General features: G+C 44.1%; 13 protein-coding genes and 6 tRNA genes. 8 read left to right on the forward strand and 11 right to left on the reverse strand.

Features of this window, described 5'->3' with window-relative positions:
- Positions 1-19: 19 nt before the first annotated feature.
- From MHN09_RS11895 to gltX, 3 genes are all read right to left on the reverse strand, one after another.
- Positions 20-95: transfer RNA gene (locus MHN09_RS11895), tRNA-Glu, on the reverse strand.
- 93 nt (positions 96-188) lie between these two features.
- Positions 189-264: transfer RNA gene (locus MHN09_RS11900), tRNA-Ala, on the reverse strand.
- A gap of 85 nt (positions 265-349) precedes the next feature.
- Positions 350-1759: a glutamate--tRNA ligase gene (gene gltX / locus MHN09_RS11905; RefSeq protein WP_239240861.1), complete on the reverse strand. Its 1410-nt coding sequence runs from the start codon at positions 1757-1759 to the stop codon at positions 350-352.
- An 845-nt stretch (positions 1760-2604) separates the two neighbouring features.
- On the opposite strand from gltX, the gene MHN09_RS11910 reads away from it, so the two are divergent.
- The 5 genes from MHN09_RS11910 to MHN09_RS11930 all read left to right on the forward strand — a co-directional run bounded on the left by MHN09_RS11910 (position 2605) and on the right by MHN09_RS11930 (position 4887).
- Positions 2605-2680, forward strand: a tRNA-Val gene (locus MHN09_RS11910).
- Positions 2681-2717: 37 nt separating this feature from the next.
- Positions 2718-2793 (forward strand) — tRNA-Val (locus MHN09_RS11915).
- 37 nt (positions 2794-2830) lie between these two features.
- Positions 2831-2906: transfer RNA gene (locus tag MHN09_RS11920), tRNA-Val, on the forward strand.
- Positions 2907-2943: 37 nt separating this feature from the next.
- Positions 2944-3019, forward strand: a tRNA-Val gene (locus tag MHN09_RS11925).
- Between the two features lie 245 nt (positions 3020-3264).
- A complete protein-coding gene (locus MHN09_RS11930) occupies positions 3265-4887 on the forward strand; it encodes a response regulator (protein WP_101563950.1) in 1623 nt (540 codons plus the stop codon).
- Positions 4888-4932: 45 nt separating this feature from the next.
- Here MHN09_RS11930 and MHN09_RS11935 read toward each other — a convergent pair whose 3' ends face one another.
- Both MHN09_RS11935 and moaA read right to left on the reverse strand, forming a co-directional pair.
- A complete protein-coding gene (locus tag MHN09_RS11935) occupies positions 4933-5460 on the reverse strand; it encodes a GNAT family N-acetyltransferase (protein WP_156078143.1) in 528 nt (175 codons plus the stop codon).
- A 128-nt stretch (positions 5461-5588) separates the two neighbouring features.
- Positions 5589-6557 (reverse strand): GTP 3',8-cyclase MoaA, encoded by a 969-nt coding sequence (gene moaA / locus MHN09_RS11940; RefSeq protein ID WP_156078142.1) that lies wholly within the window; start codon positions 6555-6557, stop codon positions 5589-5591.
- Between the two features lie 324 nt (positions 6558-6881).
- Between moaA and MHN09_RS11945 the strand changes: the two genes are divergently transcribed.
- The 3 genes from MHN09_RS11945 (at position 6882) to MHN09_RS11955 (ending at position 9307) form a co-directional block, all read left to right on the forward strand.
- Positions 6882-8702, forward strand: coding sequence for an ABC transporter ATP-binding protein/permease (locus MHN09_RS11945; RefSeq protein WP_101563945.1), 1821 nt, complete (start codon positions 6882-6884; stop codon positions 8700-8702).
- Positions 8703-8918, forward strand: coding sequence for a DUF3820 family protein (locus MHN09_RS11950; protein WP_014948919.1), 216 nt, complete (start codon positions 8703-8705; stop codon positions 8916-8918).
- 65 nt (positions 8919-8983) lie between these two features.
- Positions 8984-9307, forward strand: a complete 324-nt coding sequence (locus tag MHN09_RS11955; RefSeq protein WP_101563943.1) for a hypothetical protein — start codon at positions 8984-8986, stop codon at positions 9305-9307.
- Here MHN09_RS11955 and MHN09_RS11960 read toward each other — a convergent pair.
- The 6 genes from MHN09_RS11960 to MHN09_RS11985 form a co-directional block, all read right to left on the reverse strand.
- A complete protein-coding gene (locus MHN09_RS11960) occupies positions 9304-10668 on the reverse strand; it encodes a TrkH family potassium uptake protein (RefSeq protein WP_039227356.1) in 1365 nt (454 codons plus the stop codon). The two genes, MHN09_RS11955 and MHN09_RS11960, sit on opposite strands and share 4 nt — an antisense overlap.
- Positions 10665-11321, reverse strand: a complete 657-nt coding sequence (locus tag MHN09_RS11965; protein WP_014948916.1) for a TrkA family potassium uptake protein — start codon at positions 11319-11321, stop codon at positions 10665-10667. The genes MHN09_RS11960 and MHN09_RS11965 overlap by 4 nt, the downstream gene beginning before the upstream one ends.
- Complete coding sequence (locus MHN09_RS11970; RefSeq protein ID WP_239240864.1) at positions 11321-12016, reverse strand: response regulator transcription factor; 696 nt, start codon at positions 12014-12016, stop codon at positions 11321-11323. Before MHN09_RS11970 ends, MHN09_RS11965 begins: the two co-directional genes overlap by 1 nt.
- Positions 12017-12020: 4 nt before the next feature.
- Positions 12021-13019, reverse strand: a complete 999-nt coding sequence (locus MHN09_RS11975; RefSeq protein WP_156078139.1) for a DUF4118 domain-containing protein — start codon at positions 13017-13019, stop codon at positions 12021-12023.
- Between the two features lie 159 nt (positions 13020-13178).
- Entirely contained in the window at positions 13179-14522 is a 1344-nt protein-coding gene (locus tag MHN09_RS11980) for a 3-deoxy-7-phosphoheptulonate synthase class II (RefSeq protein ID WP_187446129.1), read from the reverse strand.
- Between the two features lie 179 nt (positions 14523-14701).
- Positions 14702-15637 carry an ABC transporter ATP-binding protein gene (locus MHN09_RS11985; protein WP_239220153.1) on the reverse strand — a complete coding sequence of 312 codons (936 nt, stop codon included), beginning with the start codon at positions 15635-15637 and terminating at the stop codon, positions 14702-14704.
- Positions 15638-15646 lie beyond the last annotated feature (9 nt).

The raw sequence follows: 15646 nt of genomic DNA on the forward strand, positions 1-15646 counted from the left end.
CGACTGTGACGCGATAAAATGGCGTCCCCTAGGGGATTCGAACCCCTGTTACCGCCGTGAAAGGGCGGTGTCCTAGGCCTCTAGACGAAGGGGACTGAATTCTTTCTTCGAAACTAAATTTTCGAATTTTTCAGTCCGAAGCTGCGTTAACAACTTCAGCCTATATCAAACCACATCTCAATGTGACTTGGTGGAGCCAGGCGGGATCGAACCGCCGACCTCCTGCATGCCATGCAGGCGCTCTCCCAGCTGAGCTATGGCCCCATCATGGTACCAGTCATTTTGTGTGACTGTTCCGTGACAGCGGGGCGCATTCTAGGCATCCCCCCCTGTCATGTCAACGCTTTTTTTATGAATTTTCTCTGTTTGCTATAAAAGTAAGCGCTTTGTCGATTCTCTCGCCAATTTTCTCTTTTGAGATAAGATTCAACGTGATATCTAACGACGGTGAATTACCACCACCTGTTACAGCTACACGCAGCGGCATACCTACTTTCCCCATGCCCACTTCCAATTCTTCGGCTGTACTATTTATAGCAGCCTGAATATTTTCTGGGTTCCACTCTTCAATTGCCATTAATTTATCTTTAGCAAGCTCTAATGGGCCGCGAGCGACTGGGCGAAGGTGTTTTTTTGCTGCGTTCGCATCAAAATCTTCATAGTCTTGATAAAAGTACGTAGAAATCTCAGCTAACTCTTTTAGCGTTTTTACTCTATCGGCCTGAATAGCAATTATAGATTCAAGCGCTGGGCCTGTCGTTAAATCAACATTCAACTCTTCAAAGTGCCATTTAACGTGTGACGCAATTTCACTTGCTGGTAATGTCTTAATGTAGTGTTGATTCAACCAGATTAGCTTTTCTGTGTTAAATGCCGATGCAGATTGCCCAATGGCATCTAAGCTGAATTTCTCAATCATTTCATCAACTGAGAAAATTTCTTGGTCGCCGTGAGACCACCCCAACCTAACAAGGTAATTAAGCACAGCTTGCGGTAGGAAACCATCATCGCGATATTGCATCACGCTTACAGCGCCATGACGCTTAGATAACTTCTTGCCGTCATCACCCAAAATCATAGAAACGTGAGCATATTCTGGAACAGGTGCACCAAGCGCTTCAAGAATATTGATTTGACGTGGCGTGTTATTAATATGGTCTTCACCACGAACAACGTGAGTAATACCCATATCCCAATCATCAACAACTACACAGAAGTTATATGTAGGGGTACCGTCAGAGCGCTGAATAATAAGATCGTCTAGCTCAGTATTGCTAATCTCGATTTTTCCACGCACGTGATCATTAATTACCACTTTGCCTTCTAGAGGGTTTTTGAAGCGGATAACAAAAGGCTGACCTTCTGGGTGATCCGTTCTGTCTCTCCACGTACCAGGGTAGCGAGGCTTCTCACCACGTTCTTTTTGCGCTTCACGAATCGCATCTAACTCTTCAGAGCTCATAAAGCATTTATACGCTTTACCTTCATCCAAAAGCTGCTGAATAAGTTCTTTATATCTATCGAAACGCTCAGTCTGATAGATTGGACCCGTATCCCACGTTAAACCTAACCATTGCATTCCGTCTAGAATGGCCTGCTTTGCTTCTTCAGTTGAACGCTCGATATCTGTATCTTCAATACGAAGAACAAACTCGCCGCCTTTGCTTTTAGCAAGAAGCCAAGAATAAAGCGCAGTTCGTGCGCCGCCAACGTGAAGATAGCCTGTTGGGCTGGGTGCAAATCGTGTAACAACCGACATGGTCACTCTCTATTGTTAATGTATTTCTAAAGTTGGGCGCATTCTACCAGTGTCCGCGCGACTTCAAAAGTAAGATAAGAATAGAAGGAAAAAGAAATCTCTTGAAGTAGTTTAAATGGTACGAAGAAAGTGAGCTATAAAGTGGACAGACACTTATTGTTGAAGCCCACTTTTTCAAAATTCATTTCTTGCTGAAGTGGACACACACTCAAAAAAGTCCAACGATCAGAGAAGGACAGAACCGATAATAGCTTCAAAAAAGTAAGTGGGTGTCCGAAAAGACCAGGTACTTTAAATAAAAAGATTCTGCACGCACTTTATCAGGTTTACGTGAGTGTCTGTCCTTTCTCCTTCTCTCCTTTGTTTTTTCGTTGCGCGTTTTTAAGTGACTGTCCACTTGATAATTCAATTGATATTTCAAGAATAAAGTAAGCACAACTTTTATTTGGCTAGGTTTACTAGCGTTAAGCTACGAAAAAATAAGTGGGTGTCCACTTTGCGCTTGCACTTTGCCCTTGTTTGCCACATCTTCTTTTAAAAATGAGTGTGTGTCCCTTGTGCGAAGCCCCATTGTGCGAGGCCAATTTAATTATATGTTTGTGGTAAATAAGTGTCTGTCCCCCCAAACTCCAACTGGCTCGTGTAAACCAACGCTGCAGTTTTTGTCTATCGATGAATTCAAAACGCGATTAAAAACGCTGTTCTTTTCATCAATTTAGTTAAGATGCAGCCAGAGTGTCTAAAATTCGGGCACACAGTCATTTTTCTTTAATTTTATTGTTGACACTAACGGAACCGACTCTATAATACCGCCCCACTTGCTTAGGCAAGCTTTAAAGAAATATGGACGCTTAGCTCAGTTGGGAGAGCATCGCCCTTACAAGGCGAGGGTCACTGGTTCAAGCCCAGTAGCGTCCACCACTTCTTCACAGTGGTTAAACAGTGAAATAAAAAATATGGACGCTTAGCTCAGTTGGGAGAGCATCGCCCTTACAAGGCGAGGGTCACTGGTTCAAGCCCAGTAGCGTCCACCACTTCCTCACTGTGGTTAAATAGTGAAATCTAAAATACGGACGCTTAGCTCAGTTGGGAGAGCATCGCCCTTACAAGGCGAGGGTCACTGGTTCAAGCCCAGTAGCGTCCACCACTTCCTCACCGTGGTTAAACAGTGAAATTAAAAATACGGACGCTTAGCTCAGTTGGGAGAGCATCGCCCTTACAAGGCGAGGGTCACTGGTTCAAGCCCAGTAGCGTCCACCATCCCTCTCAATATATCTCAATCTTTAGAAACACAACAATCTAACTATGTTTAGTCGTTGTCACGTTAAAGCATTTTGGCTACTCCTACACCAAATCCAGCAATCATTATCAATAACCAGTACTGAAATTCAGCTACGAGCAGCTTCCATTATGCGATAGTCTCCATAAAGAACTATACTTAAGGTGTACTTACCGTGATATGGTAAGAAAAATAAGGGTTCTCATGTTTCAGAGGCTACTAATTGATGAAACTACACTTAGCTAGAAATACTAAGTTGTTAATTGCTGAAGACCAGGTGCTGGCGAAAAGCCATATGCACTACGCACTTGAGCAGTTAGGTTTCAAGAACATGAACTATGTTGATAGGCCCTCTCATGCCCTTTCGGCACTGCAAGAACATGATTATGACGCCATTATCTGCTCTTATAATTTGCGCTCTGAACAAGGCGGTTATTTTTTACTTGAGCAACTAAACGAAACTCAATCACTACCCCTCACAAGCGCATTCATCTTCACCAGTGCAGATACCTCAGCAGAAGTCGTACACGCCATCATAGAGTTACAGCCGGATGAGTTTATCGCTAAGCCTTTTTCGGTTAACGAGTTAGACAGGCGACTTTCCAGAGTTTTATCAAGGAAAAAAGCACTAAAGAATATCTATTCATTCATGGATAAAAAGGACTACGAAAAAGCCCTGGCCGAGGTTGAGTTCTTTCTATTGCAGCCTGAGCAAGCCGAACACTTTCCGCTAGCGATGAAGATTAAAGGCGATTTGTTGATTATCACAGAAAGGTTTCAAGAAGCCGTAGCCTTCTTTGAATCGATAATTAACGTTCAAGATTTTAGCTGGGCTAAAATGGGGATCGCGAAGAGTCTGTTGGCGCTCAATGAATTGGACGATGCCGAAAGAGAAGTTATCCAGTTAGCAATGCGACCTGACTCTGCGCTTGAGGCCTATGATTTACTCGCCAAACTGCAAATTAAGCAGTTAGCTTTTGACGAAGCGCTGGAGTGTACATCGCTGGCGTGCAATATCTCCCCTCAAAACATTGCTAGACATAAGTTAGCGATAAATTTAGCGCGGATCACCCATGATTACGAAAGTCAGTTTAACAGCGCTAAAAAGGTGGTCCGCTACGCGAAAGACTCTATCCATGACAAGCCAGATATTTATTTAACTGCCGCAAGAGCGGGTGTTGATTTTGCTATGACATCTGAGCCCGAACACGTAAACAGCATAGTTAAACAAACTAATGAGTATTTGCGACAGTTGAAAAAGGCTCACCCGAAAGCAGCCTTAAACGATGAGCTGACGGTGATTGACGCGCGTCTTCATTATTTGAAAGACGACACAGTGAAAGCACAAATGCTGTTGTCAGATTTTCACACTGATCATGCCCAACACCACTCCACAGAAGCCTTGCTTGATAGAGCCAAAGCCCTTCATGAAGTAGGAATGAAGAAAGAGTCCCTTGCGATTTTAGACGCCATTTCCTCAAGGCAGGATGAGGAGAACGATGAATTAAACCTCATGGCCACCTATTTAAAACAAGAGAAAGAAGAAAAAGAAGCGATTACGCTAAGCCCTAAAATACTTAACAACACCGCCGTTGCACAGTATAAACGGGGTAATTTAGAGCAGTCTTACACAACATTTGCTCAAGCGTTCCGCGTCATGCCTAAAAATCCCTCTATTGCGCTTAACTACCTTCAAGCAATAGTAAGGGCCCGAAAAGCTAACGCGCCTATGCTTCCCGACACCCTTTCGGCCATCAAAAAATGTAGAGAAACACTCGAGTCGGCAGCTTTGTCAGAAGACCAGTATTCTCGCTACGAGAACGTGAAAAGCATTCTAAAGAGCGAATGATAACGTCAGTCATTCCCCTCGCCCTTCTTATACCAATCCGCATACTTAATTAGAATAGACGACTACTGTCTCATGATAGAGTTTGTCTTTATACTCGAGCTCGTGACTAAACGTCATTCCTAGCTTTTTCATAATATTGATAGACGCACTATTTTGCGGGTTAGCAATAGCAGAGAATTTTTCAACACCTATATCATACAGCGCTTCTTTCACAGCTTGTGCGGCTTCTGTTGCATAGCCTTGCCCCCACGTATGGCGCTTAAAACGCCACCCTAGTTCCATATTGTCACTTTCGGGGTGTTGTGTGAAAAAGCCAAAGGGACGAACTAAAATCCAACCAATGCTTTCCTTTTCGACTAGCGTTTCCACGCGCCAGAGCCCCCACCCCAAAGCAGGGTTGGAATAAGCTTGGAAGCGAGGAACAAAAATATCGCGAATGTCTTCTTTAGAGGATTTTTTACCACCATTGATATACTTCATGACGAGCTCGTCTTGGTCGAGCACCCATAAAAAATCGGCGTCTTTATCGGTTATATAGTGGTAGGAGAGACGCGCACTGTCCTTGATATGCATATACTTCCTTTATCGTTATTATTTTTAATATACTTACACCGCTGAATATAGCTCATTTTTACAACAAACCAAACTTATTCGATGTATTTATTTTGCCCTACATTTTCCTTTAACGTAGAGCCAATTAACTAGCCTCCCAGCATGGCAAGGTGCTTGGTTGCCCCTGTTTTACCTTCATGCAAATAGTGTGTTTCGTGTTTTTGACCCAGCACATCTTGTAAAAAAGCGACCACTTCATCCACATTTCCAGTGGCAAGAAGATGTCTCATGTCTATCCCATTTTCACTAAACAAGCATAGGTGAAGCTTTCCTGGGGCAGAAACACGTAGTCGATTACAAGTTTTACAAAAATCTTTGCTGTAAGGCATGATTAAGCCAATTTTACCGGCATAGTCAGGGTGGTAAAACTCTTGCGCTGGCCCCGCATCTTTTCTACGCAACAAAGGCTGCCAGCCCATGTCTAACAACGTACTTTTTAGCGGCGTACCACTTTGATGTTGCTTATTGAAAAACTGATTTAAGTTGCCTGTCTCCATTAGCTCTATAAACCGGAGCGTTACTGGCATATCTTTTAGCCAAGCAAGAAACCTATGAAGACGGCTATCTGAAAAATCGTTGAGTAAGACAGAGTTCACTTTCACGTCTAAGCCGGCATCAATCGCTGCGTCTAACCCTCGAAGTACAGCTTTAAGCTTGTCTTGTCCTGTTATAGCGGCAAACTGACGGGGATCTAAACTGTCAATACTTACATTTACTTGGTGTAACCCTGCTTCTTTCCACTGATGCGCAAACTTTTCCATTCGCGCTCCATGTGTTGTCATCGCTACACGTTCGATACCAGGCGTATTACTTGTTAGCTGTAAAATATCAAGAAAGTCTCTTCGCAGCGTTGGTTCGCCGCCTGTTAGGCGCACTTTCGACGTACCTAGCTTAGCGAACGCTTTGAGCAAGGTATCAATTTCGTTTAGCGTCATAAACTGATCGCTCGTCGGGCCTTCATATCCGTCTGGCAAACAGTACTGACAACGAAAGTTGCACGCTTCGGTCACTGACAAACGTAAATAATGAAACTGTCTACCGAAACTATCTTCTAACAAACTAACTCCTTAATCCTGTGCTGCTTAGTCATTCAATTCACGGCTTTCTCAATCTAACATAAGCCAGTAAAACATTGAGTAAATAACAAGGTAACTAAATTAAACTACCTCTAGTGTACGCGCGGTGAAACCAAAATTAAACACATTCATCGCTATAATTAAGACCATTTTAATCTCTAGCCTATTTCAAAACGTACTTCAAAAAGCGAAAATCGCCCTACACGAGCAGGTTAGCTCAATATCTATTACAACGTTTACGAAAAGCTATTTTTTGAATCAGCGCGTTCCTAACACTGTAAACACAATAATAAAGCACACTATAAAATGAGAAAAAACCGTTTTCCTACCAATGTCGACGAACCTGTTAAATGGCACGTTCTCTCACAGCTTTGGCCTTATCTCCTAGAGTTCAAGCACCGTGTATTTCTTGCTCTACTGTGCCTAGTAGCAGCAAAACTTGCCAGTATCGGCCTACCCTATGTATTGAAATACACTGTCGATAGCTTAAATGGCGACCTAACCACGCTTGCATTAGCGGTACCTATCAGCCTTATCGTTGCCTACGGAACACTGCGTTTACTGAATGTTTTGCTCGGCGAAGTACGAGACACGCTATTTGGTCGGGTTACAGAGCGTGCCATGCGCCGCCTTGGCCTAAAAGTCTTTAAACATTTGCACAACTTAGACTTGGGCTTTCATTTAAATCGACGCACAGGCGGATTGTCACGAGATATAGAGCGCGGTACCAACGGCGTAAGCTTCCTCATGCGTTTTATGGTGTTTAATATTGTTCCTACCCTGTTAGAGATCACTCTTGTTGTAGGCTTACTCTTGTTTCAGTTTGGCGTATCTTTCGCGTTAATTATTGTAGTTAGCGTGGTGGCTTACATTGGCTTTTCGATGAAAGCCACGGATTGGCGTACTCGCTTTGTTACTCAGATGAATGAGGCAGACTCGACCACCAATTCCCGGGCGGTAGACAGCCTGCTAAATTTTGAAACCGTTAAATATTTTAACAACGAATCCTTTGAAGCCAATCGCTACGACACGGATTTAGCTGCATGGGAAAAGGCACGAAGAAAAAACCGCTTGTCGCTATTTGCATTGAATGGCGGTCAAGCTGCCATTATCGCTATCGCCATGACATCTATGATGGCAAACGCCGCCTTTGGCGTCATGAATGGCGAAATGACCATAGGTGACTTTGTATTGATAAACGCCTTCACCATGCAAATTTTTATGCCCTTAAATTTCTTGGGGTTTGTGTACCGTGAAATTCGAGGGAGCCTTGCGAATATCGATAAGTTGTTTGACCTTCTCGCCCAAACGCCGGCCATAAAAGATGCCCACGACGCTACAGAATTAACCTGTGCGAACCCTGCACTGCGATTTAACAATGTGCATTTTGCATACACTGAGAATCGACAAATACTTAACGGCTTAAGCTTTGATGTACCGCCAGGCTCAAAAGTAGCGGTAGTGGGTGAAAGCGGCGCAGGAAAATCAACGCTGATGAAACTACTCTTTCGGTTTTATGAGCCTCAACAGGGCGACATCACGATAAATGGAAAAGACATCGCATCGGTTACGCAACAAAGTCTGCGTTCACATATCGGCATTGTCCCTCAGGATACGGTGCTGTTTAACACTACCTTGCTAGAGAATATTCGCTACGGTAACCCTGACGCCAGCGATGAAGACATTAAGCAAGTTATCAAACTCGCGCATCTTGAAGCATTTGTAGAAAGCCTACCTGAAAAGCTAGACACAACGGTAGGTGAGCGAGGCCTAAAACTTTCTGGTGGCGAAAAGCAGCGCGTTTCTATCGCAAGGGCCTTACTTAAAGGCGCGCCAATCATGATTTTTGATGAAGCCACCAGCTCGTTAGACAGCACGTCAGAACGTGCGATATTAGCGGCCCTTCGCGACGCTGCTAAAGGACACACCAGCTTAGTCATCGCCCATAGACTGTCCACAATTGTTGATGCCGACAAGATCCTTGTACTTAAAAACGGTACCATTGTAGAGGAAGGGACACACACTTATTTGCTTGAGCAAGGTGGTGAATACGCAGCACTATGGCAAGCACAACAACGTGAAGATGAAGACCTCAACGAAAATCCCAAGACAAAAGGTAATCAGTAAATGGACCCAACGCTTATTAAAGCCGCTATTAACCAAGTGATGCCCTTTGGCAAATACGCTGGAAGACGCCTATTTCATTTACCTGAACCCTATTTGGTCTGGTTTCACAAGCAAGGCTTTCCAGAAAACAAGCTTGGTGAACAGCTCGCTTTAATGTATGAAATTAAGCTAAACGGCTTAGAGTCTGTTGTAGAACCGCTATTAAATGACGACTAGCAATCACACGGGGACTCAGCGTCCCCTAATGGCAAAATGAGTAAACTCTAACCACACTAAGATTTATGTTAGCAAGACCCAGAAAGCAACGTCGAAGTGACGTAAACGAACGTATCAAAAAAATACATAATGCCATTGCCGACAAACTGATGTTGCAACCAGAGCTATTCGAAGAAGTCGAAAAAACATTAGAAAACCGTTATCACAACAAAATGATGCGCTATGGAAGCTACCTTCTTTGGAAAGGAATAATTGAAGCTCGCCATCAACCAGACGTATTTAAGGCGCTTCTTTTGGCTGACGATGAGCGTACAGCCAACTTAAGAAGAGAAACCATCTTCGTCGGTATTTTAAGTGAAGATGAACGAGCCGCCATTTCTGCAGGTTAACCAATTGCTAGCTTAGCTTCTGGGTATTTAATGCGGCTTATTCGAGGGCTGGCAATAAAATAAGCCAATGTCAAAGGCCCTAATCTACCCGCGTACATCAGTAAGATAATGATCCACTCACCACTGTTTGACAGCTCGCCAGTTAGCCCTCTGGAAAGACCCACGGTCCCAAGAGCAGAAACCGCTTCGAACACGATATCCAAAAAGTCAGCTTTTTCTGACATTAGTAAAAGAAAAATAGCTATCCACGTAATACCTATGGAAATCATCGTAAGCGCTAGCGCTTTGCTGATAGTGTCATTTGAAATTGTTCTGCCAAAGAGTCGTGGTGCAGCTCCCCGCTGAATATAGTTGTATGCGGCAATGATTAAAACGATGAAAGTCATCAGTTTTATACCGCTTGCGGTACTCATTGAGCCCCCGCCAATAAACATTAACAACAACATTAATGCTGTCGTTGGATCTTCTAACGATGCTATATCCAGCGTATTAAAGCCGGCTGTTCTTGGAGTAACGGCTTGAAACCAAGATGCCCATAATGCGCTTTGAGTATCGAGGTTCGCCAAGGTTGCAGGATTATCACTTTCAATAACAAAGATAAGCAAAAAGGCGGTTACATTGACAATTAGCGTACCCAATATCATTGTCTTGGCATACACAGAGATACGTTGCCATCTGCGCTTTTTATGAAGCTCTATCCAAACGGAAAACCCGAGACCACCAATAATAAATAATGCAGAAATAGTGATGTTGATAATCGGGTCTCCCACATAGGCGGAAAGACTATCCCCACTAAGTGCAAATCCTGCGTTGTTGAACGCAGAGATGGTGTAAAAAAACGCGTGAAATAACGCTTCACTTACTCCTTTTTCCTGCATCCAGTAGGCCGACAGAATACAAAAACCCACTAACTCAACGAAGAAAGCAAAAATCAGTACCGACTTTGCTGTAGACACAAGCGTTGATAAATCTGTTTGATTAAACGCCTCCTTCACTGCCGATTGCTGCAAGAAACTGATTTTACTTCCTAGGGCAATGAGCGTGACGATGGCAAACGTCATCAACCCTAGGCCCCCCAGCTGGATTAAAACCGCAATCACCGCTTGTCCAGCTGTTGTAAAAACAGAACCGGTATCGACTACCACAAGACCCGTTACTGTAACCGCCGATGTGGAAGTAAATAGGCTTTGGATCCACGAGATGGGCTCATGAGTCATCATTGGTAATTTTAAGATAACGGTGCCTAAGAAAATCACCGCCACAAAGCTTAGAGAGAGAATAAGAGGCGGCCCTACCTGAATTTTATTGATACCTTTAGGCGAGCGCTCTATCGGTCTGTAGCCAGGATCCCATCTGTTCATTGTGCTAGCCTAGGCGCTATTTTAACAAGATTCTCTCTATGGCCACAGAGAATAACGGTATCTTTCGAAGTAACTTCAAAGTCTAACGATGGATTATGATGTAGCTGGTGACCTCGCTTAACTAACAAACAAGAGACTTGCCCCTTACCGACGGACAGCACGTCTTTTAAGCGCTGTGAAGAAAAGTGATCAGACAAAATGACATCAACGATATAAACGCCGTGCCCTATACCCAAGTAGTCATTCACCATTGGGTAGTTAAGCGCTTGCGCCACCCTTGCTCCCATCTCTTCTTCAGGATGAATAATTTTCGACACACCCAGCTTGGATAAAATAGCGTGGTGAGCAGAGCTATTAGCTTTCACCCAAATATTGGCTACGCCCAAGTTTTTTAGTGCTAACGTACACAGTAAGCTAGCTTGCATATCCTCGCCAATAGCAACAAGCACGGCTTCGCTCTGACACAAGTTTAATTCCTTGAGTGCACGCTCATCACTGGCATCACACACAACGCACTGTGTAAACTCACCTGCATACTGTTCAACCAGCTTTTCACTTTGGTCAATTCCTGTAACGGTGTGTCCCATATGAATTAACTCTAAACTGGCCGTTAAGCCAAACTTGCCAAGCCCAATTACGCTAAAATGCGACATTAATTAGCCTCCGGTTTATCAACCGCTATTCGGTAGCCTTGTTTAGGCATTGTCTCTATTAAATCTTTCTCGAACGGATCTATCTTCTTTCTTAGCTGTCTTACAAGAACGCGGATGTAGTGGGTATCTTCACTGTGATGCAGACCCCATATTCTTCTTAACAATTCTTGTTGACTAACAAACGCCTCAGGCTGTTTTGTAAGCTCGTCAAGAAGCTGAACTTCTTTTGGGGCGAGCGCGATAACTTCGCCTTCAACGAGCAGCCGTCGCTCGGTAATATCCAATGCTATCTTGCCAATCTGTCGCGTGGGCGTTGTGGGCTCAACCACAGGATTGAAGTCTCTAAGCAGTACTTTCACCCGGGTGACAAGCTCTCTGATCCCAAAAGGCTTGCTAACATAATCATTGGCCCCCCGGGACAACAGGTCGACCTTGTCTAACTCCTGATCTCTTGCAGACAACACGAGCACTGGCAGGCGACTAGATTCTCTTATGCGTTTAAGTACTTCACTGCCCTCACCATCAGGTAACCCTAAATCGAGTATGACAAGGTCAGGACGGTGCTGATTAAACAATGACAAAGCTTCTCGAACCGAAGCAGCTTCAACACAAAGGTAGCCTTCTGCACCTAGCGCGATGCTCAGCATCTGACGAATATTCGCATCATCTTCAACAAGTAGAATGGTGTGGCTCATTGCGCTAATCCCTTTTTGGAATTGTAATACTGACGAGAAGGCCTGGTGTGGTATTCGACAGCTTGATAGCACCACTATGGGCGTGAACTATGCCTGCTGCTACGCTTAGCCCTAAGCCAATGCCGCCTTTTCCACTATCGCTGCGACGACTGGTTTGAAAAAGCTGTATTGGCGCTTGTAGCTGTTCATCGCTGATCCCTTCGCCTTTATCGGCTATTTGAAACTTAAACTCTCCATCAGAGTGGCTAACCATCAGCAATACACTGTCATCGCTGAATTTAAGGGCATTATCAATTACGTTAAATAAAGCTTGTTCAAACAGTGATTCAGACACAGTTATACCGCGACTGTCACTGTTGTTGATCACTTTTAGTCGTCCACTGTTAATACGACTTTCAAGGTTAGCTAAAAAGGCAGTCAGGTTTACATGGGTTAAATTTAGCGCTAACGCGTTATGCTCAATTCGTGTGGCTTGAAGCAGGTTCTCAACGTAAACATAAAGGCGTTTACCTTCATCGTGAACCCCTTTTAACAGTGCCTGTCTCTCAATGTCATCAAGCTTGTCTTGATATGTCATATAGGTTTCAACAGAACCGATAATGGTAGAGAGCGGCGTACGCAAATCGTGGGACACAGATCGCAGGACACTAGATTGTGTTTTAACAACCTGTAGTGCATGTTGTTGAGAATTAACGTAGACAGCAAGCTCGCTAATGAGGATGGCTACAATGATGAAAACGACAAAATTTATGCTGTCTTCAACTTCTGCAATTTGAAATGAGTGCAAAGGCTCGGTGAAAAAATAATTAAAGCTCAGTGCTCCGGCTACCCCTGCAAGCAAGCCGTAAAACCTTGAGGTCGTTAACGCCACAATGGCACACGCAAGCTGTAGAATGAGCAAAATACCGCCAAGCGGCAGTAACCAGTTGCTAAGTGCTAAACACCCTAAAATAGCCACAGCCATAATAAAGAGTGTATAGAAACCGTGTTTAAATTGCGTCATAGGTCAATCGTGTTTACTTCAACACAATGAGCATATCAACCTAACCTCAAATATACGCGTAAAATTTAGGTAAAAAAAACGGCATCCCAATGATGCCGTTTCTTCAAATTGCCAATGCGATGTTGGTCACTTTAAGCATTTCGCATTACGCATTACGCATTACGCATTACGCAAATGATCAGCCACCAAGAATGCCATTTCAAGTACTTGGTCTGCATTTAAGCGCGGGTCGCATTGCGTTTTGTAGGCTTGCGCTAAGTCTTCATCGCTAATTTCATAAGCACCGCCAGTACACTCCGTTACGTGCTGACCGGTCATTTCAAGGTGAATACCACCTGCGTGAGTACCTTCTGCTTCGTGAGCTTGGAAGAACTGCTTAATTTCTTTCAAAATTGCATCGAAGTTACGGGTTTTATAGCCGCTCGATGCCGAGAACGTGTTGCCGTGCATTGGGTCAGAACTCCATACAACGTGTCTGCCCTCAGCTTTCACTTTACGTAATAAGCGCGGCAAGTTATTTGCCAGGTTATCGGCACCCATGCGTGTAATCAGGGTCAGGCGTCCTGGGTCGTTTAGCGGGTTAAGTGCATCAATTAAACGAATAAGCTCGTCTTCCTGCATACTTGGCCCTACTTTCACACCAATTGGGTTGTGAATGCCACGGAAAAACTCAACGTGCGCATGGTCAAGTTGACGGGTACGCTCGCCAATCCACACCATGTGAGCCGAACAATCGTAAGGCTTACCGGTAAGGGTATCGATGCGTGTTAGCGCCTGCTCATAGTTCAACAGCAATGCCTCATGCGACGTGAACAGTGAGGTCTCGTGCAGCGTAGAACTGGTTTGCGCGTTAATGCCAATAACATCCATAAACTCAAGGGTATCTTGAATACGGTTGGCCATATCAGAATAACGTTCTTTAAGCGGATTGTTTTCAACGAACGCCATATTCCAGCGGTTAACTTCATGAAGGTCGGCCAAACCACCTTGTGCGAACGCGCGAAGTAAATTCAGTGTTGATGCACTGCGATGGTAGGCTTCCAACAAACGGTCTGGATCTGGTCGACGGGCCGCTTCGGTAAATTCGAAGTTATTGATGATATCACCACGATAGCTTGGCAAAGTCACGCCATCGCGGGTTTCGAAATCTGATGAGCGCGGCTTGGCGTACTGGCCTGCCATACGGGCAACCTTAGTTACCGGACAACGACCAGCAAAGGTAAGCACAATGGCCATTTGAAGAATAACTTTAAAGGTATCGCGAATTTTAGGCGCATTAAATTCGTCAAACGACTCAGCGCAGTCGCCGCCTTGTAAAAGAAAGCCTTTACCCAAGCTGACTTCACCTAGCTGGCGTCTAAGCTCACGGGCTTCAGCAGCAAATACAAGCGGTGGATAAGAACTTAATGTTTGCTCTACTTCTTTTAAACGTACTTTGTCGTCGTACTCTGGTTGCTGAAGAATAGGTTTACTTCTCCAACTGTCAACTTGCCAATTACTCAACGGTGTTCTCCTGAATAAAAAACGTAGGGCAAACGTTTTACTGAAAAAAAATATTGAAGCTCTACGCTTCGAATAAAAAAGACTGTAACGCGCTTTAAGATGTATCCGTAGCGCTTTTTTATAATCAGCCTAATGTGAAAATGTGAATCTAAAAAAATGCTGGAGGCACTTTACCACATTTATTCTAGGGAAATAGGTGCGCAAACTTGAATTTCTAGAAAGTTATCGTGCTTGCTTATAGCAAAATGGCATTCAAACACACTTTCTAAGTTTGTTTGCGTGGCCACCTCTTGTGGCTTACCGAACGCTACCATGCGACCTTTTTGCATAAGCCATAAACTATCGCAATAGTTGGCACTAAGCGCGATATCGTGAGACGTCATAAGTAGGGTATTCCCTTTATCGCAAAGGAATTTTACCAAACTAGCCAGTGCATATTGATGCCTTATATCAAGTCCTTGCAATGGCTCGTCTAAAAGCACTACCCCCTCTCCGCGCTCTAGCTGCGGCCAAATTTGCAAAAGCGAACGACAAATCTCAACTCGCTGACGCTCGCCGCCAGAAAGCTGGGTGACAATTTGGTTCAAGAAACCCGATATTTCGAGTGCTTTTTCTAAAACCGGAGGAATTAGTTCATCTTGCTGTGCTGTTGCATAAAAGCTTAGGTATTCTTTTACCGACAAGTGAAAACCACTTTCGCTTTGTTGCGCTAATAAGGTGCGCACACTCGCAAGTGTTGCCAGCGACCAATCGTTCATTGGTTTGCCTAGCAGCATGACGGTGCCCTCATCAGCGTCAATAAGGCCCGCAAGAATAAGCAACAGTGTTGATTTCCCTGCCCCATTTGGTCCTATAATGTGAACGCACTCGCCTTTTTTTGCACGTAAACCTTCCACCGAAAGTCGCGATGCCACTTTTACATTCTGTAAGCTTAAAACGGTACGACTATCTGCTAGGTTATGGCTATTCGCTGGGCTATTGCAATCAGCAACGTCATCTTTAACGCTAACGTTTTCCTTAGGGTTAGTAATTATGGTGTCTTGCTCACTAGCATTTATTCGTTCATTGCTGCCAGAATCAGGGCGTTGCTGGGGTCTAAAATTGTTTGTCGTCATTTCATTTCC

The sequence above is a fragment of the Alteromonas sp. MmMcT2-5 genome (assembly GCF_022348315.1).
Taxonomy (GTDB): Bacteria; Pseudomonadota; Gammaproteobacteria; order Enterobacterales; family Alteromonadaceae; genus Alteromonas; species Alteromonas macleodii.